This is a genomic window from Antiquaquibacter soli (genome assembly GCF_030580675.1).
Classification (GTDB): Bacteria; Actinomycetota; Actinomycetes; order Actinomycetales; family Microbacteriaceae; genus Rhodoglobus; species Rhodoglobus soli.
In genome coordinates this window covers 316195-337908 of record NZ_JAUQUB010000002.1, presented here as the reverse complement: position 1 = coordinate 337908, position 21714 = coordinate 316195, and the positions used below count along the sequence as shown (strand labels likewise).

The following is a 21714-nucleotide window of genomic DNA, read 5'->3' as shown; positions in this document are numbered from 1 at the left end:
TTAGGCCCCCTTCACAGCGTTGCGGACGAAGACGATGCGACCACGAGCACCGGGCACGGCGCCCTTGATGAGGACGATGCCCTTCTCGAGGTCGACCGAGTGGACGGTGAGGTTGAGCACGGTGACGCGGTCGCCACCCATGCGGCCCGCCATGCGCATGCCCTTGAAGACACGGCTGGGGGTCGAGGAGGCGCCGATCGAACCCGGCTTGCGGTGGTTGCGGTGCGCACCGTGCGACGCCGAGACGCCGGCGAAGTTGTGGCGCTTCATGACACCGGCGAATCCCTTGCCCTTGCTGGTGCCGACGACGTCGACCTTCGAGCCCGGCTCGAAGATCTCGGCCGTGAGCTCCTGGCCGAGCGAGTACTCGCTCGTGTCATCCGTGCGCAGCTCCGTGAGGTGGCGGCGCGGCGTGACGCCGGCCTTCTCGAAGTGGCCGGTGAGGGGCTTGGTGACCTTGCGCGGGTCGATCTGGCCGTACGCGATCTGCACGGCGCTGTAGCCGTCGACCTCGGGCGTGCGGACCTGGGTGACCACGTTCGGGGTGATCTCGACAACGGTGACCGGGACGAGCTTGTTGTTCTCGTCCCAGACCTGCGTCATGCCGAGCTTCTTGCCCAGCAGACCCTTGGTCGTCTTGGTGTTAGACATGGCGGTTTCCTATTGGCTTGACGACGAGCTAGAGCTTGATCTCGATGTTGACGTCGGCGGGCAGGTCGAGTCGCATGAGCGAGTCGACGGCCTTCGGCGTCGGGTCGATGATGTCGATGAGCCGCTTGTGGGTGCGCTTCTCGAAGTGCTCGCGGCTGTCCTTGTACTTGTGAGGGGAGCGGATCACGGCGATCACGTTCTTCTCGGTCGGAAGCGGCACCGGGCCCACCACCGTGGCACCCGCGCGGGTGACCGTGTCGACGATCTTGCGAGCCGACGAGTCGATGACCTCGTGGTCATAGCTCTTGAGCCGGATGCGGATCTTCTGTCCCGCCATGGTTCTCTCTCTCTGCTTCCTGGTCTTGCTGCGAGCGCTGGGCAACGGTCTGCCTCGCGGCATCCTCGTGCTCAGCTCCTGCTGTCGCACCACTGTTTATCTGTCAATGTCGCTCCCCGACCGCGCACGGGGGTGCGCGGCGCATGGAGGAGCGATTGAGCTTGTGGGAGTCCTGCTCCCCGCGGCCTAGCCTCTGGACTCTTCTGAGCCGGACTATGCACTGCCTGGGAGTGATCCGCGCGCTACGCAAGCGGCGAAATGTTGAACTAGAAGAGTTTGCCATATAGCCGCATTTGCTGCAACCCGGGCGTGTCGCGCTCGCGGTTGCGTGCTCCTCGGCACACTCGGAGCACGACGAGGAGGCTCGAATGGCTCGGAACTGGGATGCCCGTCGCGGTGCGACCACTCTATCGACGGCCGCCGTGGGCACTGTCGCCGTGCTCGCCGCGCTCGGGCTGCTGAGCGCAGCGCTCGCGGTACCGTACGCCGATGCCGGAGCCGCATTCGTGGTTGCGGGAGTGTTCTGGATCGGCTCGGCCGTTCTCGTCCTCCCGGTGACGGCGGCCGCGGTGGTCGGCATCGTGCTGGGTGCGCGGACCGGCGTCTGGCCGCCGATCGTGCTCGGTGCGCTCGCGCTCGCCGGCGTCGCCCTCGGGGTGTGGTGGTTCCTGACGCTGTAGGCGCTAGAGCACTCGGCGCACGAGCGGCACGCCGGGCCGGTAGGCGAGGTGCACGTAGGTGGGGGCATCCAGGAGCACCGCGTCCGCGCGAGCGCCGATCCGCAAGTGGCCGATGTCGTCGCGGCGCAGGGCGGCGGCTCCGCCGAGAGTCGCGGCCCGCAGTGCCTCGGCGGGCGTCATCCCCATCTCCCGCACCGCGACGGCGATGCAGAACGGCAGCGAGGTCGTATAGCTCGACCCGGGGTTGCAGTCGCTCGCGAGGGCGACCGTCGCGCCCGCGTCGATGAGGCGCCGGGCATCCGGGTAGGGCTGCCGCGTGGAGAACTCGGCGCCGGGCAGGAGCGTCGCGACCGTTCGCGACCCGGCGAGGGCGTCGACGTCGGCGTCCGAGAGGAACGTGCAGTGGTCGACGCTCGCCGCCCCGAGCTCGACGGCGAGCAGAACGCCGTCGGACTCGCCGAGCTGCGCGGCGTGGATGCGGGCACCGAGACCTCGGGCGAGGCCGGCCTCGAGGATGCGGCGGGACTCCGCCACGGTGAACGCGCCGGACTCGCAGAACACGTCGATCCAGCGCGAGTGCGGCGCGCACGCGTCGAGCATCGGCCCGCAGACGAGGTCGACGTAGTCGTCGCGGTCGATTCCGTCCGGCACGACGTGGGCGCCGAGGAAGGTCACCTCGCTCGTCAGCTGCGCGGCGAGCCGCACCGCGCGCGCCTCGTCGTCGACCGACAGCCCATAGCCGCTCTTGATCTCGATCGTCGTCGTGCCCTGCGCTCGGGCCTCCGCGACGAGCCGCGCGGCGTTCGCGAGCAGGTCCTCGTCGCTCGCGGCGCGGGTGAGGCGGACCGTGCGACGGATGCCCCCCGCCTCGTACCGGCGTCCGGACATCCTGGCCTCGAACTCGTCGGCGCGGTCGCCCGCGAACACGAGGTGCGCGTGGCTGTCGACGAAGCCGGGGATGACGCAGCCCCCCTCCGCGTCGATGCGGGTGTCGGCGGCCGGCGCCGCGGCGCTCTCGCCCCACCACGCGACGCGCCCGTCCTCGATGAGGAGTGCCGCGCCCTCGACCTCCGGTCGCTCCTCGTCGTGCGTCACGAGCAGGCCGATGCCGTCCACGAGGGTCGTCGTCATCGCGCCGCGACCCCGGAGATCACCTCGAGAACGCACAGCGCCATGAGTCGAACAGTACGCCCGTCGGGGGCGTCGGCGGCGGCATCCACCTCGGTGAGGTCGACCGAGACGACGGCGGGATGCCCGCCCGCCGCTCGGGCCGCAGCCCGCAGCTCGAGAGCGCTGATGCCCCCCGGCACCGACGCCGGGCATCCCGGTGCGACGCTGCGGTCGCACGCGTCGACGTCGAGGTCGACGTGCACGGGGCCGAACCGGGCTGCCCGGTCGATCGCCTCCGTCATGAGCTCGACGATCGGGCGCCGGCCGAGCTCGGCGCGCTCGATCACCGTGATGCCGAGCTCGGCGCGCTCGATCACCGTGATGCCGAGCTCGTGGGCGCGGTCGCGGTAGGCGCGGGAGTTGGCGAGCGGCTCGATGCCGAGCTGCGTGATCGCGGGGCCGGGCATCCCGAGCTCGACGAGCTCGCGAACGGGCGAGCCGTTGCTGATGCCGTCGCGGAGGTCGTGGTGGGCGTCGACGGTGACCAGGCCGGCCGCGCCGCGTCCCCGCGCCACGGGAACCGTCGCCGAATTGTCGCCGCCGAGCGCGATCACGACCCGGGCGTCGATCGCGGCCACCCAGTCGGTCGCGTCGACGGCGTCCGGATCGGTCGCGTCGCCCGCATCGACGATGTGCAGCTCCGTGTCGAGACTGTAGCGACGCAGTGCCTCCCGCACGGCGGCGGGGGTGAGGTCGGCGCGCGTCGGCGAGAGTGACCGGCGGAACGTCGGGATGCCCGCGACCGCGACATCCGCCCGCTCCCCCGCCACCGGTGCCGGCCAGCCGCCGGCCCGCGGCCACAGCGGATCGTGCGGCAGAGCCGGCACCGGCGGGGTCACTCCGCACCCTCCCGCATCGGCACGCGGACGTCGAGGCGCTCGGCCGTCGCGATCGCCTCCGGGTAGCCGGCGTCCACGTGCCGGATCACGCCCATGCCGGGGTCGTTGCGCAGCACGCGCGCGAGCTTCTCCGCGGCGAGCGCGGTGCCGTCCGCGACCGAGACCTGGCCGGCGTGGATGCTCCGCCCGATGCCCACGCCGCCCCCGTGGTGGATCGACACCCAGCTCGCCCCCGACGCCGTGTTCACGAGCGCGTTGAGGAGCGGCCAGTCGGCGATGGCGTCGGAGCCGTCGAGCATCGCCTCCGTCTCGCGGTACGGGCTCGCCACCGACCCGGCGTCGAGGTGGTCGCGGCCGATCGCGAGAGGCGCCGCGAGCTCGCCGGAGGCGACCATGTCGTTGAAGCGCAGGCCCGCGACATCCCGCTCGCCGTAGCCGAGCCAGCAGATGCGCGCCGGCAGTCCCTGGAAGTGCACCTTCCTCTGGGCGAGGGGGATCCAGCGCTGCAGCGACTCGTTCTCGGGGAAGAGCTCCAGCACCGCCTGGTCGGTCTTCGCGATGTCGCTCGCCTCGCCGGAGAGCGCCGCCCAGCGGAACGGCCCCTTGCCCTGCGCGAAGAGCGGCCGGATGTACGCCGGCACGAAACCGGGGAAGTCGAACGCCCGAGCAAACCCCGCCGCGAGCGCCTCGGTGCGAATGTTGTTGCCGTAGTCGAAGACCTCGGCACCGGCATCGAGGAAGCCCACCATCGCCTCGACGTGCACCGCCATGGATTCGCGCGCGCGGTCGGCGAACCCGGGGCCGGAGCGAGCGTCGGCCCAGTCCTCGAACTCGACGCCGAGCGGGAGGTAGGCGAGCGGATCGTGGGCGCTCGTCTGGTCGGTGACGATGTCGATCTCCGCGCCGAGGGCGAGGAGCCCCGGGAGCACGGCGGCGGCGTTGCCGAGCACTCCGATGGAGAGGGGGCGGCGGGCATCCCGGGCCTCGTACGCCAGACGCAGGGCCTCCTCCAGGCTCGTCGCCTCGACATCGAGGTAGCCGTGGTCGATCCGTCGACGGATGCGGCTCGGGTCGACATCGACGCACAGGGCGACCCCGCCGTTCATGGTGACGGCGAGGGGCTGCGCGCCGCCCATCCCCCCGAGACCGGCGGTGAGGGTGATCGTGCCGGCGAGGGTGCCGCCGAAGGACTTCGCGGCCACGGCGGCGAACGTCTCGAAGGTGCCCTGCAGGATGCCCTGCGTGCCGATGTAGATCCACGAACCCGCCGTCATCTGCCCGTACATCGTGAGCCCGAGCTGCTCGAGGCGGCGGAACTCGCTCCAGTTCGCCCAGTCCCCGACGAGGTTCGAGTTGGCGAGGAGCACCCGCGGCGCCCACTCGTGCGTCTGCAGGACGCCGACCGGTCGGCCCGACTGCACGAGCAGCGTCTCGTCGCCCCGGAGCGACTCCAGTCTGCGCACGATCGCGTGGAAGCTCGGCCAGTCACGCGCGGCCTTGCCCGTGCCGCCGTAGACGACGAGCTGCTCGGGGTGCTCGGCGACCTCCGGGTCGAGGTTGTTCTGCAGCATGCGCAGGGCGGCCTCCTGGGGCCAGCCCAGGGTGTGCAGCTCGGTGCCGCGGTGGGCGGTGATCATGCGGGCTCCTTCTCGGTGAGGGGGGCGAGGACCGCGCCGGTCGCGACGAGCTCGACCGCCGCGGCGATATCGGGGGCGAGGTAGCGGTCGGGCCCGGCCGGCGGGATGACCCGGCGCACGACCTCCACGAGCGCCCCCGTGATCGGTGCCGGCCGCTCCCCCCGCAGCTCGATGCCGCGCACCGCGGTCATGATCTCGATCGCGAGCACGCGAGTGAGTCCGTCGAGGCTGCGGCGCAGCTTGCGGGCCGCCGACCACCCCATCGACACGTGGTCCTCCTGCATCGCGCTCGTCGGGATCGAGTCGACGGATGCCGGTACCGCGAGCCGCTTCAGCTCGCTCACGATTCCCGCTTGCGTGTACTGCGCGATCATGTGGCCCGAGTCCACTCCCGGATCGTGGGCGAGGAACGGGGTGAGCCCGCCGTTGCGGCTCTTGTCGAGGAACCGGTCGGTGCGCCGCTCGCTCATGCTCGCGACATCCGCGACGGCGATCGCGAGGAAGTCGAGCACGTAGCCGACGGGCGCGCCGTGGAAGTTGCCGTTCGACTCGACGCGGCCGTCGAGGGTGACCACGGGGTTGTCGATCGCGCTCGCGAGCTCCGCTGCCGCCACTCGGCGCGCGTGGTCGACGGTGTCCCGGGCGGCGCCGTGCACTTGCGGGGCGCAGCGCAGCGAGTAGGCGTCCTGCACTCGGGTGAACCCGGTGGCGCGGTGCGACGCGATCGCCCCCGACCCGTCGAGGGCGCGGCGCATCGTCGCGGCGCTCACCGCCTGGCCCGGGTGCGGGCGCAGCGCCTGCAGGTCGGCGGCGAGCACCGCGTCCGTGCCCGCGAGACCCTCGATGGAGGCGGCGGCGGCGAGATCGGCGGTGGTGAGGAGGCGGTCGAGGTCCGCGAGCGCGAGGCACAGCATCCCGAGCATCCCGTCGGTGCCGTTGATGAGGGCCAGGCCCTCCTTCTCGCGGAGGACGAGCGGCTCGATCCCGGCGCGCTCGAGGGCGGTCGCCGCGGGGACGAGCTCGCCGTCGGCGCGAACATCGCCCTCCCCCATGGCCGCGAGCGCGAGGTGGGCGAGAGGTGCCAGGTCGCCGGAGCAGCCGAGACTGCCGTACTCGCCGACGATGGGCGTGATGCCGGCGTTGAGGATCGCCGCGTAGGTTGTCGCGACGAGCGGGCGGACCCCCGTGCGGCCCGTGGCGAGGGTGGACAGGCGCAGGAGCATCGTCGCCCGCACCACCTCGCCCTCGACCTCCGGGCCCGAGCTCGCGGCGTGGCTGCGGACGAGGGAGCGCTGCAGCTCCATCCGGCGGTCGAGTGGGATGTGCTTCGTCGCGAGGGCGCCAAAGCCCGTCGAGATGCCGTAGTGCGGCTGCGGGTCGTCGGCGAGCGACTCGATCACCGAGCGGGATGCCGCCATCGCGTCGATCGCGTCGGGGGCGAGCTCGACGGGCGCGCCGCCGCGCGCGACCGCCACGACCTCCTCGACCGACAGGGGACCGACACCGACGACGACTGACTGCATGCGACCAGTGAACGCCGCCGAGCGCGTGCGCGGGAGGCCGAGCGGAGATACTGTGTCTGAGATATCAGACAGGAGCGACGGATGCCCCAGATCCCGGCCGCGCGAAGCACCCTCGCCATCCTCCGCTACCTCGCCCGCCGCCGCGGGCCCGTCGGCGCCGCCACGCTCGCCCGCGACCTCGGGCTGCCGCGCTCCTCGGCGTACCAGCTGCTCGCCGTCATGATGGACGAGGGCTTCGTCGTGCACTACCCCGAGGACCGCACCTACGGACTGTCCGGCCTCGTCTCCGAGATCGGCACGTCGGCACTGCGCAGCGAGCAGCTCGGCCGACTCGCCCGACCGCTCCTCGACGACCTCGTCGCGCGCTCGCCCACTCCCGTGGTCGCGCACCTTGCCGTGCTGAGCGGGGCCGACGTGATGTACGCCGGGCGGGCGCAGGGGTTCCGGGCGCCCACGACGGTGTCGGCGGTCGGGGTGCGGCTCCCCGCGCACCTCACGGCGACCGGGCGCGCGATGCTCGCGCGGCTCCCGCACGAGCAGGTGCGGGCGATCTACCCGTCGCGTGATCGGCTCGTGCGCCGGGCATCCGCGGGGCCGTCCACGCTCGGCGAGCTCGACCGCCTCCTCGACGCGGCGCGGGAGCGCGGCTGGGCGGTGGAGGAAGGGGATGTCACGGACGAGTACGCCTCTGTCGCGGCATCCGCCCTCGACCGCAACGGGTACCCGACCGCCGCGATCGGGCTCACGTATCGGCGCGACTCCGACCACGACGCGGACGCCCTCGGCCGGGCGGTGGTGGCCGCCGCCGACGCCCTCACCGCCCGGTTGGCCGGGCAGCGGTAGGGGCGAGCTCCCGTTCGCCCGCGCGCGCGGGAGCTACTGCCCGGCGCGGGAGCCAGGCCTCCCGCGCTCGGCATCACCTCCCGCGCAAGCGGGGCACCCCGGGCACCAGACCCAGCTCGAGGAGCTGGGGTCGAAGCGCTCTCGGCGAGAATGCCTCCGCGCTGCCCCACCGTTGGAAACCTCGGACCTGGCGGCGGATCGCATCTTCGCGTCGCTTCTCCGCGCGGACTACCTCTGCGACGCTTCGGCCGCGGAGGAACTCCGGGTCCTCGTATTTCGTCTCACCGTCGCACTCTCCCACCCCCCTGACGGACTCCCAGAAGAAGTCGGTCCACGCGTCGCCGCCATCGACCAGGAAGTGGTGCTGGAGTTCGGGAGCGGGGAAGCCGAGCACAGCCATCGTCACCCGGCTGCCGGACTCGGAAGGAGAGGCCGCTCCCGTCTCCGCGAACTCGATCAAGCGGTGAGCGCGCCGGAATCCGCGAAAAGGCCCCTGCCGGTCCCACTGGTCGAGCACCGCATCCCTGGTGATCAGGGGGCCGGATCCGAACCGTGGGGTGAAGAACGCCGCATCCAATGCAGCCACGGCGCTGTAGACAGGAGAGGTGGCGGCGAGATCGACGAGCGTCCTAGCGAGGGTCGTCACGGCGATGCCGTCGATCACGGTGACATCCCGGTCGTCGACGCCCAATGCGTGCCTGCGGACGCCCGGATCAGATCGACCCCCAGTGGTCTTCGGGACGAGGAGATGGACATCGTCGGGCCACGGCCCGATGTTCGGCAGACCCCACAGAGCCGCCGCCGACTGGTGCGAGAACACTCGCTGCTCTCGTTGGGCGGTCGCCGCCGCGCGGATCACCGCCCGATAGCGATCGTCCGCGCTTGAGGCGGCCCAGTCAGAGCCGAGAGCGTAGGCACCACGCCGAACCCGGACCAGAGTTCCCGACCGCACGCGGGATCGGCGCTCGGACGCCGAGAGGAGCGGGTCGATGGCGGCCGCCGTTATGACAACGGGATCGGTTGGAGACATCCGCCCAGCATGAAGTCCCGCAGAGATCGGTTGCACGGAGCGAGAGGGATCGTGGACTTGAGGGAGAGGGACAATCTGGGGAGGAGCGGTGCGCCCGAGTCCGCGACTGGTGCGCGCGGGAGTCGGTGCCGCGCGCGGGTGCCAGAGCACCCGCGCCCAGCATCAGCACCCGCGCAGGATCAGCACCCGCGCAGGACGGTGCCGGAACGACGAAGGGGTCGGACCCGAAGGCCCGACCCCTGTCGTGTGCTCCTGATGGAGCTCAGAACTACTTGATGATCTTGGTCACCTTGCCGGCGCCCACGGTGCGGCCACCCTCACGGATGGCGAAGCCGAGGCCCTCCTCCATGGCGATCGGCTGGATGAGCGCGACCGTCATGTCGGTGGTGTCGCCGGGCATGACCATCTCGGTGCCCTCGGGCAGCGTGATGACGCCGGTGACGTCGGTGGTGCGGAAGTAGAACTGCGGGCGGTAGTTCGCGTAGAACGGGTTGTGACGCCCGCCCTCGTCCTTGGACAGGATGTACGCGGTGCCCTCGAAGTCGGTGTGCGGCGTAACCGAACCCGGCTTCACGACGACCTGGCCGCGCTCGACGTCCTCACGCTTCGTACCACGGAGCAGGAGACCGCAGTTCTCGCCGGCCCAGGCCTCGTCGAGCTGCTTGTGGAACATCTCGATACCCGTGACGGTGGTCTTCTGCGTGGGGCGGATGCCGACGATCTCGACGTCCGAGTTGATGGCGAGGGTGCCACGCTCGGCGCGGCCCGTGACGACGGTTCCACGACCGGTGATCGTGAAGACGTCCTCGATGGGCATGAGGAACGGCTTGTCCTTGTCGCGCACCGGGTCCGGAACGGACTCGTCGACGGCGTCCATGAGGTCGAGGATGGACTGGGTCCACTTCTCGTCACCCTCGAGGGCCTTGAGGCCCGAGACGCGCACGACGGGAGCGTTGTCGCCGTCGAAGCCCTGGCTGGAGAGGAGCTCGCGGACCTCGAGCTCGACGAGCTCCAGGATCTCCTCGTCCTCGACCATGTCGGACTTGTTGAGCGCGACGAGCAGGTACGGCACGCCGACCTGCTTGGCGAGCAGCACGTGCTCGCGGGTCTGCGCCATCGGGCCGTCGGTCGCCGCGACCACGAGGATCGCGCCGTCCATCTGGGCCGCACCGGTGATCATGTTCTTGATGTAGTCGGCGTGACCCGGGGCGTCGACGTGAGCGTAGTGACGCTTCGGGGTCTCGTACTCGACGTGCGAGATGTTGATCGTGATACCGCGCTGACGCTCCTCCGGAGCCGAGTCGATCGACGCGAAGTCGCGCTGCACGTTGGTCGCCGACGGGTACTTGTCGGCGAGAACCTTGGAGATCGCCGCCGTGAGGGTCGTCTTGCCGTGGTCGACGTGACCGATGGTTCCGACGTTGACGTGCGGCTTGCTCCGCTCGAACTTGGCCTTAGCCACTGTGGGTCCTCCTCAGGACTCGGTGCTTCGGCATCCGGATGGTTTCCGGATGCTTCGGCGATTGGGATGTAGTTACTTTAGTTGAATCTGCCGTAGGCACGAGGTGGTGTACCTCGTAACCGGAGGAATGCCGGTGCGAGCACCGGAATCCCTCCGGCGATTGACTACGTCAATCGCCCTTGTTCTTCTGGATGATCTCGTCAGCTACCGCTTTGGGAACTTCCGAGTAGCTGTCGAACGTCATCGAGTACACCGCTCGACCCGAGGTCTTCGACCGCAGATCACCGACGTATCCGAACATCTCCGACAGAGGCACCTTGGCCGTGACGACCTTGACGCCGGTCGCGTCCTCCATGGACTGGATCTGTCCACGGCGGGAGTTGAGGTCGCCGATCACGTCGCCCATGTACTCCTCGGGAGTACGCACCTCGACCGCCATGAGCGGCTCGAGGAGCACGGGGCTCGCCTTGCGGGCGGCCTCCTTGAACGACATGGAACCGGCGATCTTGAACGCCATCTCCGAGGAGTCGACGTCGTGCGCAGCACCATCGAGCAGGATGCCCTTCACGCCCACCATCGGGTAGCCGGCGAGAACACCGACCGCCATGGCGGCCTGGAAGCCCGCATCCACCGACGGGATGTACTCGCGCGGAACGCGACCACCCGTGACCTGGCTCTCGAACTCGTAGGTCTTGTCCGCCGTCACCTCGAGGGGCTCGAGCGAGATCTGGACCTTCGCGAACTGACCCGATCCACCCGTCTGCTTCTTGTGGGTGTAGTCGTGCTTCTCGACCGTGCGACGGATCGTCTCGCGGTAGGCCACCTGCGGCTTGCCGACGTTCGCCTCGACGTTGAACTCGCGCTTCATGCGGTCCACGAGGATGTCGAGGTGGAGCTCGCCCATTCCCTTGATGATGGTCTGGCCGGTGTCCTGGTTCTGCTCGGTGCGGAACGTCGGGTCCTCTTCGGCGAGCTTCTGGATGGCCGTGCCGAGCTTCTCCTGGTCGGCCTTGGTCTTCGGCTCGATGGCGACCTCGATCACGGGCTCCGGGAACGTCATCGACTCGAGGACGACCTGGTTGTTCGCGTCGGACAGGGTGTCACCGGTGGTGGTGTCCTTCAGGCCGATGACCGCGTAGATGTGGCCAGCGGTCACGCCGTCAACCGGGTTCTCCTTGTTGGCGTGCATCTGGAAGATCTTCCCGATGCGCTCCTTCTTGCCCTTCGTCGAGTTGACGACCTGCTCGCCGGAGGCGAGCTTGCCCGAGTAGACCCGGATGTAGGTGAGGCGGCCGAAGAACGGGTGCGTCATGATCTTGAACGCGAGCGCCGAGAACGGCTCGTTCGCGTCGGCGTGACGCTCGATGACCTTCTCCTCATCGCGGACGTCGTGGCCCTCGATCGCCGGCATGTCGAGCGGCGACGGGAGGTAGTCCACGACCGCGTCGAGCATCGGCTGCACGCCGCGGTTCTTGAACGCCGAGCCGCACAGGACCGGGTAGATCTCGCTCGCGATGGTGAGCTTGCGGATCGCGCCCTTGATCTCGGCGACGGTGAGCTCCTCGCCGGCGAAGTACTTCTCGAGCAGCGCGTCATCCGTCTCGGCGACCGTCTCGAGCAGCACCTGGCGGTACTCGTTGGCCTTCTCGACGAGGTCGGCCGGGATCTCCTCGATCGCGTACTCGGCACCCATCTTCACGTCGCCCTTGGCGTCGCCGCGCCACGTGAGCGCGCGCATCTCCACCAGGTCGACGACGCCCTCGAAGGAGCTCTCGGCGCCGATGGGGAGCTGGATGACCAGCGGCTTCGCGCCGAGGCGCTTGATGATGGTGTCGACGGTGAAGTAGAAGTCCGCGCCGAGCTTGTCCATCTTGTTGACGAAGCAGATGCGGGGCACGTCGTACTTGTCGGCCTGGCGCCACACGGTCTCGGACTGGGGCTCCACGCCCTCCTTGCCGTCGAACACCGCGACCGCGCCGTCGAGGACGCGGAGGTTGCGCTCAACCTCGACGGTGAAGTCGACGTGGCCGGGGGTGTCGATGATGTTCAGCTGGATGTTGTTCCAGAAACAGGTCGTCGCGGCCGACGTGATCGTGATGCCGCGCTCCTGCTCCTGCGCCATCCAGTCCATCGTCGCGGCGCCGTCGTGGACCTCGCCGATCTTGTGGGTGATGCCCGTGTAGAACAGGATGCGCTCGGTCGTGGTGGTCTTACCGGCATCGATGTGCGCCATGATGCCGAAGTTGCGGACCTTCTTGAGGTCGGTGAGCACGTCCTGTGCCACGGGGTTTCCTTACTGTTGAGGATGAACTTGCTGCTGCCGCACGGACCGAGCGGCCGAGGCATCCCGCCGACTGGCGTCGGGGACTCGGCCGGCTCGGGCCGCGCGAGCGGCTACCAGCGGTAGTGCGCGAAGGCCTTGTTGCTCTCGGCCATCTTGTGGGTGTCCTCGCGGCGCTTGACCGCGGCACCGAGGCCGTTCGACGCGTCGAGGATCTCGTTGGTGAGTCGCTCGGTCATCGTCTTCTCGCGGCGCGACTTCGCGTAGCTCGTGAGCCAGCGGAGGGCGAGGGTGTTGGCGCGGTGCGCCTTCACCTCGACCGGCACCTGGTACGTCGAGCCACCGACGCGGCGGGACTTGACCTCGATGGTCGGGCGCACGTTGTCGAGCGCCTTCTTGAGGGTGACGACAGCATCCTGACCGGTCTTGGCGGAGACGCCCTCGAGTGCACCGTAGACGATGCGCTCGGCGAGGCCCTTCTTGCCGTCGAGCAGGATCTTGTTGACGAGCTGGCTGACGATCGGCGCGCCGTAGACGGGGTCTGCGACGACGGGGCGCTTGGGAGCGGGACCCTTACGAGGCATTACTTCTTCTCCATCTTCGCGCCGTAGCGGCTGCGAGCCTGCTTGCGGTTCTTGACGGCCTGGGTGTCCAGGGCGCCGCGGACGATCTTGTAGCGAACGCCGGGGAGGTCCTTAACACGGCCGCCGCGGACGAGCACCATCGAGTGCTCCTGCAGGTTGTGGCCCTCGCCGGGGATGTAGGCGGTGACCTCGGTGCCGTTGGAAAGCTTCACACGGGCGACCTTGCGCAGAGCCGAGTTCGGCTTCTTGGGCGTGGTCGTGTAGACGCGCGTGCAGACGCCGCGCTGCTGCGGGTTGGAACGAAGGGCGGGGGCCTTGGTCTTGGTGACCTTCGGCGAGCGGCCCTTGCGCACCAACTGCTGAATGGTGGGCACTAACTGACTCCTTGTAGTTGCTGCACGGTGACAGCGGGTTGATGTGGGTGACATCCGACCCGGTCCACGCCGACGAATCGACGCGATATGACTGGGTATGCCGTGGGGGCCGCCCGGCGGGCGAATCCCTGATGATGTGGAGTGCCGACCCCTCTCGTACGCTGGGCATACGTCAAGGGCGCGACAAAGCGCACACCCGATCAAGAATAGTCTTCGGCGACGCGCCGGTCAAATGGTTGCGCTGTCGGCGGACGGAGTCTCGGTGGGGGTTACGCGCTGTTTGCGCGCCAGCTGGATGAGCGAGAAGATGCCGATCCCGCTCCACACGATGTTGAGGATCACCGACGGCCACGCCCCGTGCACGGCGCCGTTGATGAGCAGTCCGATCGCCCCGAACAGGTTGAAGAGCTGATAGGCGCGGCCGTTCGGGATGCGGCCGATCGACAGCAGGAAGTAGGCGGCGATGAGCAGGACCGTGCCGACCCACCCGATCACCTCGAAGACGATGTCCATGGTGACTCGAGGCTAGCGGCGCGCGCGGGACAGCGCCCACGTTCCCACCGCCGCGAGGAACGCGAGCACGGCGGCGGCGACCACGAACGGGCTGAGGGCGAAGTGGGCGGCGGCCAGCAGCATCCACGCCGCCGACCCCCGGATGAGCCCGTACCCGACGCCGCCGACGACCACGAACGCCGCGAAGGCGCCGAGAGCGGTGAGCAGCGCCGGTAGCCAGGGGGCGGATGCCCGGGCCGATCGCCAGCACCCTAACCAAGTGAGCACCCCGGCCGCGACCACCATGACGACGCCGAGCAGGGGGCCCGCGTCCGGGTAGTCGATGACGTCCCGGTCGGTGAGGAGGCTGATGATCCCCGAGGATGCCACGACCGCCGCCGCCCACGTGACGGCGGCGAGAACCGGCGGGAGCGCCGGGTTAGACGGCGGAGGAAGCTGCCGCGGTTGCTCGCTCATGCTCGGCCTTCTTCTCGGCGAGCTCCCGTTCCCACGCCTCGCGCGCCTCGGTGTTGCGCACCTTCACGCGGCGACCGCGCCGGGCGATGATCGAGCCTGTCCACAGCGACACCTCGCGGGCGAGGAGCGCCGCGGCGATCACGATCGGGTTGGCGAGGCCGTTGGCGAACATCGCCGCTGCCTCGTCGGGCGTGCGCAGGATGACCCCCGAGCCGAGCAGGACGGCTCCGACGGTGCCGAAGTAGACGACGAGGCCGACGACCACGCTGCCGACGATGTACGCCCACCAGTTGGCTCGGTTGGCGAGCAGCACGAGCAGGACGAAACCGATGACGAAGAAGAGGGTCGGCAGGTAGAAGTTCGCCTGAGCGAGGAAGCCGAACGAGAACCGGCCCGTCGCGACGCCGCCGATAATCGCGGTGATGATCGCCAGCAGGGCGGTGAACACGAGGGCCGAGAGCAGCGCGATGAGGGCGCCGACGCCGCGGTTGCCCTTCTTGACGGGAGCGGCGGGCGCCTGCACGTACACGACCTGCGGCTGAGCGGGGCGAACGGGCTCGGGCTCGACGACGGCCTCCACGACCCGCGGCTCGCTCGACTCGGCGGGCTTAGGAGCGGGCTCGACGGCGGTCTCCTCGACGACGACCGCGTCTTCGATGACCTCGGACTTCTTGGGCTTGCGGGCGCTCGAACTGCTCGTGGCATCGGTCATGCGCGTAAGCCTAGCAACGGGACACACCCCGCCGGCAGGGGGATGGCGGCGGGGTGCGCCCGGTCTGGACCCAGCTCCTAGGGGCTGGGGGTCGGTGACGGCGTCGAGGTGTCGCTCGGCGCCGGGGTCTCGGTGGGGGTGGGGTCGGGGTCGGCGATCTCCTCGGCAGTGGGTACGGGCGCGTTCGGGTCCACGATCACGAAGAGGTAGCCGGTGATGGTGCCGGTCTTGTCCTCGTCGGCGTCGTAGCTGATGTTGGAGATCACGAAGAGGCGCTCGCCCTTCTGCAGGGCGTTGATGAAGGCGAAGAACGGGGCCGGATCGCTCTGGGTAGTGATCGTGACGGCGATCGTGTAGACCCCCTCGGGTGCGGTCGGGATCGGTGGCGCCTCGGCGCCCTGGGCCGGCTCGGGCGCCGGTGCGCCGTCGGAACCGGCGGCGACCCCCCAGCCGCCGGGTTCGGCAAAGATCGCGCCACCGAACGTGACTTGCGCTGCCGCAGCCGCGGCCGCGATCGAGTCTGTGAAGTCGTCCACAGCCGCCGAGTCGGGGATGCTCCGACGCGCGTTCTCGACGTCCGCCTCAAGGTCGTCGAAGTTCTCCTGCTGATCGCGGAGGACCTGGATTTCGGCAGCCTGGGCGGTATTGAGGAGGTCGACGCTGTCGCGCTCCGCGGCGGCTCCCGCCGCTTCCGCCAGACGCGGGGAGATTCCGAGCAGCCAGCCGATCAGCACGATCGCGACGATCGCGGCGGCGGCGCCGAGGACCCACAATCTATTGCCCTTCATCGCTGCCCTCCTCGTCGTTAGTCTCCGCCCCGTCGGTTGAGGTGCCGTCCGTCGACTCGTCCTCGTCCTCGTCCTCGCCCCACCGCGCCGAGAGTGCGTCCGCATCGAAATTGATCGTCACTGTCGTGGCGAAGACCTTGAGGTCATCGAGCCACTCCACGGAGTCGATCGAGACATCCGCGACGCCGTCCACTCCGGCGAATGCCCGGTACAGCCGCGTCGCCTCCGGCGGGGTGGGGCTGACATACCTGAGTTCGAGCGACGCGACGCGCGGAGTGCGCAACGAGCCGGTCACCAGCATCGGCGCCTCCCAGGGCATGGGCGCGAGCCCGGTCATCTTGTTGACGAGGATGACCTGACCGGGTGCGGCGAGGATGAGCTCCTGCATGAGGTCGCTCCACATGACCTCTGTCGATGTCGCCTGCTGCTGGGTGGAAGTGATGAGTGCCAGCCCGCTCGTCGCCGAGATCACGTCGGAGTAGGTCGCCTTCTCCTCGAGGAGCTCCGACGTTCGCGCCTGCGCCGCGGCAAGCCCCGCCTGGGCGGTGAGAGCCTGGATGGAGGCGTACGCGTACCCCGCGGCCGTCGCGATGAGCACGACCACGACGAGGAGAACGAGGTAGCCCCGCACCCTGCGCGCCTTCGCCCGCTCGATAACCTCGGGCGGGAGCAAGTTGGCTCGCGGTTGAGCGCCGAGCACGAGCCCCGGCGTCGTCTTGGCGGCGCGGGCGCTCACGCGACGCCCCCGAGCGCGAGGGAGTATGCGGTGGTCAGAGCATCGTGCTGCTCGCGGGTGGTGCGCGACTTCTCGCGAGGCAGCGGCGCCCCGCCGACCGGCTCGGCCGGCGCGACGGGAGTCCCCGACAGGTCGCTAAGCGCTCGAGCCAGCCCCTGGAGCTGGCTGCCGCCCCCGGAAAGGACGATGCGATCGATTACAGACCCGGGTCGGCTGTTGGTGTAGTACGCGAGGGTGTTGCGGAGCGCATTGACCTGCTCGCCCGCGACCTCGAAGATGACCTCCGCCGCCGGTCGGTACTCTGGCCGCAGCGGGTTCTGGGTGAGGCCCAGCTCTCGCTTGGCGGTTTCCGCCTGACCGGGCGACAGCTGCAGTCGCTGCACGAGCGCACGGGTGATGTCGTCGCCGCCAGCCGGGATGATGCGCACGAACTGCGGTACGCCGTCCTGCACGAGCACGACATTGGTCGTGTTCGCACCGATGCTCACGATCGCGATGAGACCTCGACCGCCGCCCGGGGGAATGAGTCCGCGCACGAGCGCGAAGGGGATGAGGTCGACGCCCACCGGGTGCAGACCGGCTCGCGTGATGGCGGCGACGTTCGCGTTCACCGCCTCCTTAATAGCGGCGACGAGGAGTCCGTGAACAACGGGACCGTTCTCGCCCGCGCCCTCAGAGATCGGGTAGAAGTCCAGGAGCGCCTCGGCCACCGGGACCGGCAAGAGGTCCTGGACGTGGAAGGGCAGCGCCTCCCGAATCTGAGCGAGGGGGGCCCGGGGCACCGAGAGGTCTCGGGACAGGACGCGAGGTCCGCCCATGCCGAGCACGACGTCCTTGGTCGAGAATCTGCCATTCGCCCACAGCCGCTTGAGCGCCGTGGCGACCGTCGCGATCTCGAGCACCTCGCCGCGGCGGACCGACCCCTCGGGAAGCGGCACCTCCGCATACTTGACGATGCTCGGACGCTTGTCCGGACTCTTGACCTCGACCGCGCGGACGCTCGCGCTGCCGATGTCGACTCCCACCAATGAACTCACGGCTCCCCCAAACCGAATAGCGACAGGTACCAGGTGGCGAGCGGGTGGCCCGCCAGGATTCCGAGCCAGGCGCCGGCGAGCATCCACGGCCCATAGGGGATGCCCGTCGAGCGGCCCGCGCGACGGAAGAGCAGGAGGGCGAGGCCGAAGAGGCCGCCCATGACGAAGCCGGCGAGGGCGCCGACGGCGAGCGCGTCCCAGCCGAGCCACGCGAGGAACAACCCGAGGGCACCGGCGAGTTTGACGTCTCCGAAGCCCATGCCCCCGGGCCGAATGACGGCGATGAGCAGGTAGGCACCGCCGAGGATGATCGCGCCGAGCGCCGCGCGGCCCAGTGCCGCGAGGTCGCCGACGAGGAGAGCGGCCGTGCCGAGCAGCACCGCGCCGACGGCGTACGCCGGCAGCACGATCACGTTCGGAAGCCGCTGCACGTCGAGGTCGATGAGTGCGAGGACGAGCGAGATCGCAGCCAGGTAGAGGAAGGCGACCAGGGACAGGACGCCTGCCGCGATCTCGAGCCCGCCCTCGCCTACCGGGATGCTCGGGATGAACCGCAGCGCGACAACGGCGAAGAACACCGCCGCACCGAGCTCGACGAGGGGGTAGCGCGCGGAGATGGGTGCCCCGCAGTCGCGGCACTTGCCCCGCAGCAGCAGCCACGACACGAGCGGGATGTTGTCGTACGGCCGCACCTCGTGGCCGCACGACCCGCACGCGCTCGGCGGCGAGACGATCGAGCGCCCCGCCGGTACGCGGTAGATCACGACGTTGAGGAAGGAGCCGATGAGCGTACCGAAGGCTCCCAGAGCGATGGCCGCGATCATCCGGTCACGTTCCTCAGGGAGAGCACGGTGCGGCTTGCCGTCGAGGACCCCGTCGGAGTCGTCGTGCCCGTCGACAGGTTGACACCCGGAAGACCGATCGGGGTGTAGCGCAGAGTGGCGGAGCCGCTCATCTCGACATCCGCAGCGAAGACCTGACCGGTCACCGTGATGCCGGAGCCGACCACGACCTTGCAGCCGGAGTAGAGCATCGTTGAGATGTTCGTGAACTTCGTGTCGCCGCCGGTGATCTCCAGACTCCCCGGGCAGTTAGGCGTGCCGTTGGCGACGGTGTCGGGGTTGATCAGCCACAACCGCTTCGGCGTCGTCGAGGAGAACCGTCCACTGCCGTCGATGCGGATGTTGTTCGCGATGATCGCGAGGTCGTTGGTGATCTGGATGTTGTTGTTTCCGCCGATGCCGAGGTTGCCCGAGCACGTGCGGCCGTCGATGACTCCCGGAGCGCTCCCGATCGCGGTGATGGCCGCGCGCAGCGCCGTCTCGTTGCAGTTGGTCCCCATCGTGTACACGGTGAACCCGTTCCACACGGTGGTGGTGTAGTCCTCGGCGCGCGAGCCGAAGTCCACCCAGTTCGGCACGACGGGCGTCGCGGGCAGATCCGAGTTGAACGTCGGTGCCGTAATCGGGTTGACGCGCGAGATCTTGGAGTTGCCGCCCCACCAGTCGGGGGGCGTGGGGTTCGCCGTCTGAGTAGTGAGGGTGCCGTTGAGCGTCGTGCCACCGGCGTTCTTCACGTTGGTGTTGCCATAGATGTACGCAGCGGAGCTGAACGTGCCGCCATCCAGGCTGGCGCTGAACGCCTTCACGATGCCAGAGACCGTCGGGTTGCCGGTGAGGGTGATGTCCGAGGTCGACCAGACGCGCTGGTAGATGCGCGTGCTGCCGGACATCGTCACTCCGTTGGCGACCACGAAGCCCTGCACGTAGCCACCGCCGTCGAACGTCATCCGTCCGCTCGAGAACGCGTTGCCGCTGATCTTGCAGCTGCCCCCGACGGAGAGCGAACCGCCGTTGACGACGAAATTCGCCACGCCCGTCGCGTCACCGGTGCAGTTGACGTTGCCTGTCTTGACGAGGACATCCGGAACTGAGCCGTCGACGGAGACCAGGCTGCCGCTGCCCCCGAAACTGCTGGCGCTGTAGGCGTAGATCGCCGGCCCGCTCGCAGCGATGGTGATCGGGGTGGATGACGCGGCGAGGATGGCCTCGAGCACCGTGGAATTTGCTGCGCTGTACCCCGACGCCCCAGGCGCGACGGCGTAGCCTGTGGAGAGGATGCGCACCTGGGTCGACGTGCCGATCGGGCATCCCTGAACCCAGCCGCCGGAGCCGTTGGGTCGCCAGATGGTGGCGGCGTAGGCAGGGACGTCTCCAGTCGCGCTGCGGTAGGTGGGCGTCGAACCGGAGCACGTGCCCGCGGTGAGACCGGCGCGCGCGGCCGCGATGCCAGCCTCCGCCGCGGCCTGCGCCTGCACGCCCGCCCGCGTGTAGCCCGAGAAGCTCTGCGCGCTGACGACCGACGTCAGGATGACAGACGTCAGGATGAGCCCGACGGCGAGCAACCCGAGCACGGCGGCCATGGCGACCCCGTCCTCACGGCGGCTCGACCGAACAATCCTGGTGATTCTCGTCAGTAGCATGACCCCACCTCCGCGACGCCGGTGCGCTTGATGGCCGTCGTGTCGATCGCGACCGGGCGGCCGTTGCTGATCGTGGCGTTGTAGGTGATCGAGATCCCGCCGGCCACGACGGAGAAGATCTGAGTGCCGCTCGCCGGTGTCACTCCCGTGACGAGCGTGCTCCAGGTCGCGAGCTGGGTGGAGTTCGGCGCCGGGATGGCGGCACCTGTCGTCACCTTCGTGCGGATCGTTCCCGTCGACGCCTGGTAGTACCATGCGCGGCAGCTCCAGCTGAGCGTGCTCGTCGTGTTGGCGGTGCGGACGACAAGCAACTGGTCCGAGCCGGTCGGCGTCGAGAGCCGCACGTCGGAGGCGTTACGCACGCCCGTGGCGATCGCCGTCGCGGCGCTCTGCGCGCTCGTCGCCGTCTGCGTGACAGCGGCGACCGTGCGTTGCGCGGACAGGATGCCGACGGTGATGCCGCCGATCGCCAGAAGGACGAGAGAGAGGATGAGGCCGGCGACCATGAGCTCGATGAGCGTGAGGCCGGAGTCACTGCGTCGCATGCTCAGCCCCCCACGTAGACGATCGTGGAGGCTGACGTGATGGTCTCGACCGTGTCGAGACGGACGACCGCCGCCGACACGGACAGCAGGGTCGTGCCGGATTGGCAGAGGCCGGTCGTCGTCGTCACCTGAAGCGGAACGCCACGCCCGTCGGTGAACGTCGTGACGCCGCCGAGCGCGGCGACGTTCGCACAGACGGGACCCGCGGCTTGGGCGAGCTGCATCTGCTCGGAGACGAGCTGCGTAGCTGTGGCGAGCGTAGTGTTCCGCGCGGAGAGCTTGAGGCCCTCGACGAGCAGCGGAAGGAAGGCGACCGCGAGGATGGCGAGCATCAGCATCGCGACGACGATCTCGATGAGTCCGAGGCCCGCGTCCTCGCTGTCTGAGCGGTTGGCCGAGTGGCGGCGCCCGGTCGGTGCGGTGGTCATGCGATCGAGTCCCCCTCTCGAATCGGATGTGGCGGTCGTGCGTATGAAGTTTGGTGCGGAGGTGGGGCGGCACTGGTGCGCCGCCCCACCTCCGGTGCTAGATGTTTACGGCGCGCAGTCGGTGTTGTTCGCGGCGGAGTCGCTGGCCGACAGATACCACGTGGTCGTGCCCGCCACCGCCGACAGGCAGAACGACGCACCGCCCGCCTCGATGGTCACGCTCCCGTCCTTCGGGAAACCGAGAGACTCCAGCTTGTTCGTGGTGTCAGGAACCGTGGCGGTCCCGCTCGGGTTGCTGACCAGGTAGGCCGAGTAGGCGATCTTGGCGTTGGCGAGGTTCGCCTTCGCCGCCGCCTCCTGCGCCTGCGCCTGCTGGCCGAGGAAGACCGGGATGGCGATCGCGGCGAGGACGCCGATGATCAGGATGACGACGAGGAGCTCGATGAGCGTGAAGCCCTTGTCCTCGTTCTTGATCGCGTCGCGCTTAGCGGCGAGCGAGCGGTGAATTGCAGAAATCATGCGTGTTCTCTACTTCCTGTTCCGTTGATATGGACAGGAGGCCCCCCAGTGGAACTGCCCCCACCAGAATGGTGCTCCCCCTCCGAC

At 69.3% G+C, this 21714-nt stretch carries 24 protein-coding genes; 2 read left to right on the top strand and 22 right to left on the bottom strand.

The genetic code is table 11. The features are described 5' to 3' along the window. The gene (gene rplC, locus Q5716_RS11595) at window positions 1-651 is read right to left on the bottom strand and encodes a 50S ribosomal protein L3 (RefSeq protein WP_305003301.1); all 651 of its coding nucleotides are present in this window, start codon (window positions 649-651) and stop codon (window positions 1-3) included. A 28-nt stretch (window positions 652-679) separates the two neighbouring features. Continuing rightward, the gene (rpsJ, locus tag Q5716_RS11590; protein WP_009773132.1) at window positions 680-988 is read right to left on the bottom strand and encodes a 30S ribosomal protein S10; all 309 of its coding nucleotides are present in this window, start codon (window positions 986-988) and stop codon (window positions 680-682) included. A gap of 368 nt (window positions 989-1356) precedes the next feature. On the opposite strand from rpsJ, the gene Q5716_RS11585 reads away from it, so the two are divergent. Beyond that, window positions 1357-1668 (top strand): hypothetical protein, encoded by a 312-nt coding sequence (locus tag Q5716_RS11585; protein ID WP_305003300.1) that lies wholly within the window; start codon window positions 1357-1359, stop codon window positions 1666-1668. 3 nt (window positions 1669-1671) lie between these two features. On the opposite strand, the gene hutI is transcribed toward Q5716_RS11585, so the two are convergent. Genes hutI through hutH form a run of 4 tightly spaced genes read right to left on the bottom strand, consistent with a single transcriptional unit; the run spans window position 1672 to window position 6837 of the window. Further along, window positions 1672-2799 (bottom strand): imidazolonepropionase, encoded by a 1128-nt coding sequence (hutI, locus tag Q5716_RS11580; RefSeq protein WP_305003299.1) that lies wholly within the window; start codon window positions 2797-2799, stop codon window positions 1672-1674. Continuing rightward, the gene (locus tag Q5716_RS11575; RefSeq protein ID WP_305003298.1) at window positions 2796-3677 is read right to left on the bottom strand and encodes an arginase family protein; all 882 of its coding nucleotides are present in this window, start codon (window positions 3675-3677) and stop codon (window positions 2796-2798) included. Before Q5716_RS11575 ends, hutI begins: the two co-directional genes overlap by 4 nt. Continuing rightward, window positions 3674-5314, bottom strand: a complete 1641-nt coding sequence (hutU, locus tag Q5716_RS11570) for a urocanate hydratase (RefSeq protein ID WP_305003297.1) — start codon at window positions 5312-5314, stop codon at window positions 3674-3676. Before hutU ends, Q5716_RS11575 begins: the two co-directional genes overlap by 4 nt. Beyond that, window positions 5311-6837, bottom strand: coding sequence for a histidine ammonia-lyase (gene hutH, locus Q5716_RS11565; RefSeq protein WP_305003296.1), 1527 nt, complete (start codon window positions 6835-6837; stop codon window positions 5311-5313). Before hutH ends, hutU begins: the two co-directional genes overlap by 4 nt. Window positions 6838-6918: 81 nt before the next feature. On the opposite strand from hutH, the gene Q5716_RS11560 reads away from it, so the two are divergent. Then, the gene (locus tag Q5716_RS11560; RefSeq protein ID WP_305003295.1) at window positions 6919-7680 is read left to right on the top strand and encodes an IclR family transcriptional regulator; all 762 of its coding nucleotides are present in this window, start codon (window positions 6919-6921) and stop codon (window positions 7678-7680) included. Window positions 7681-7753: 73 nt separating this feature from the next. On the opposite strand, the gene Q5716_RS11555 is transcribed toward Q5716_RS11560, so the two are convergent. From Q5716_RS11555 to Q5716_RS11480, 16 genes are all read right to left on the bottom strand, one after another. Continuing rightward, entirely contained in the window at window positions 7754-8539 is a 786-nt protein-coding gene (locus tag Q5716_RS11555) for a hypothetical protein (RefSeq protein WP_305003294.1), read from the bottom strand. A 439-nt stretch (window positions 8540-8978) separates the two neighbouring features. Then, window positions 8979-10172: an elongation factor Tu gene (gene tuf, locus Q5716_RS11550; protein WP_305003293.1), complete on the bottom strand. Its 1194-nt coding sequence runs from the start codon at window positions 10170-10172 to the stop codon at window positions 8979-8981. 169 nt (window positions 10173-10341) lie between these two features. Beyond that, window positions 10342-12456 carry an elongation factor G gene (fusA, locus tag Q5716_RS11545; protein ID WP_305003292.1) on the bottom strand — a complete coding sequence of 705 codons (2115 nt, stop codon included), beginning with the start codon at window positions 12454-12456 and terminating at the stop codon, window positions 10342-10344. Window positions 12457-12566: 110 nt separating this feature from the next. Beyond that, window positions 12567-13037, bottom strand: coding sequence for a 30S ribosomal protein S7 (rpsG, locus tag Q5716_RS11540; RefSeq protein WP_305003291.1), 471 nt, complete (start codon window positions 13035-13037; stop codon window positions 12567-12569). Continuing rightward, the gene (rpsL, locus tag Q5716_RS11535) at window positions 13037-13411 is read right to left on the bottom strand and encodes a 30S ribosomal protein S12 (RefSeq protein ID WP_305003290.1); all 375 of its coding nucleotides are present in this window, start codon (window positions 13409-13411) and stop codon (window positions 13037-13039) included. The genes rpsG and rpsL overlap by 1 nt, the downstream gene beginning before the upstream one ends. A 228-nt stretch (window positions 13412-13639) precedes the next feature. After that, entirely contained in the window at window positions 13640-13924 is a 285-nt protein-coding gene (locus Q5716_RS11530) for a CBU_0592 family membrane protein (RefSeq protein WP_305003289.1), read from the bottom strand. A 12-nt stretch (window positions 13925-13936) separates the two neighbouring features. Further along, window positions 13937-14380: a DUF6121 family protein gene (locus Q5716_RS11525; RefSeq protein WP_305003288.1), complete on the bottom strand. Its 444-nt coding sequence runs from the start codon at window positions 14378-14380 to the stop codon at window positions 13937-13939. Then, complete coding sequence (locus Q5716_RS11520) at window positions 14343-15092, bottom strand: hypothetical protein (RefSeq protein WP_305003287.1); 750 nt, start codon at window positions 15090-15092, stop codon at window positions 14343-14345. Before Q5716_RS11520 ends, Q5716_RS11525 begins: the two co-directional genes overlap by 38 nt. Window positions 15093-15169: 77 nt before the next feature. Continuing rightward, window positions 15170-15880: a hypothetical protein gene (locus tag Q5716_RS11515; RefSeq protein WP_305003286.1), complete on the bottom strand. Its 711-nt coding sequence runs from the start codon at window positions 15878-15880 to the stop codon at window positions 15170-15172. Beyond that, a complete protein-coding gene (locus Q5716_RS11510; protein WP_305003285.1) occupies window positions 15867-16616 on the bottom strand; it encodes a hypothetical protein in 750 nt (249 codons plus the stop codon). Before Q5716_RS11510 ends, Q5716_RS11515 begins: the two co-directional genes overlap by 14 nt. Then, window positions 16613-17641 carry a type IV pilus assembly protein PilM gene (gene pilM, locus Q5716_RS11505; RefSeq protein ID WP_305003284.1) on the bottom strand — a complete coding sequence of 343 codons (1029 nt, stop codon included), beginning with the start codon at window positions 17639-17641 and terminating at the stop codon, window positions 16613-16615. Before pilM ends, Q5716_RS11510 begins: the two co-directional genes overlap by 4 nt. A gap of 8 nt (window positions 17642-17649) precedes the next feature. After that, complete coding sequence (locus Q5716_RS11500) at window positions 17650-18477, bottom strand: prepilin peptidase (RefSeq protein WP_305003283.1); 828 nt, start codon at window positions 18475-18477, stop codon at window positions 17650-17652. Continuing rightward, on the bottom strand, window positions 18474-20135 hold the full coding sequence (locus Q5716_RS11495) for a hypothetical protein (protein WP_305003282.1): 1662 nt from the start codon (window positions 20133-20135) through the stop codon (window positions 18474-18476). Before Q5716_RS11495 ends, Q5716_RS11500 begins: the two co-directional genes overlap by 4 nt. Next, complete coding sequence (locus Q5716_RS11490) at window positions 20126-20680, bottom strand: prepilin-type N-terminal cleavage/methylation domain-containing protein (protein WP_305003281.1); 555 nt, start codon at window positions 20678-20680, stop codon at window positions 20126-20128. Before Q5716_RS11490 ends, Q5716_RS11495 begins: the two co-directional genes overlap by 10 nt. 2 nt (window positions 20681-20682) lie before the next feature. Then, the gene (locus tag Q5716_RS11485) at window positions 20683-21108 is read right to left on the bottom strand and encodes a type IV pilus modification PilV family protein (protein ID WP_305003280.1); all 426 of its coding nucleotides are present in this window, start codon (window positions 21106-21108) and stop codon (window positions 20683-20685) included. 105 nt (window positions 21109-21213) lie between these two features. Beyond that, window positions 21214-21627 (bottom strand): type II secretion system protein, encoded by a 414-nt coding sequence (locus Q5716_RS11480; protein ID WP_305003279.1) that lies wholly within the window; start codon window positions 21625-21627, stop codon window positions 21214-21216. Between the last annotated feature and the right edge of the window lie 87 nt (window positions 21628-21714).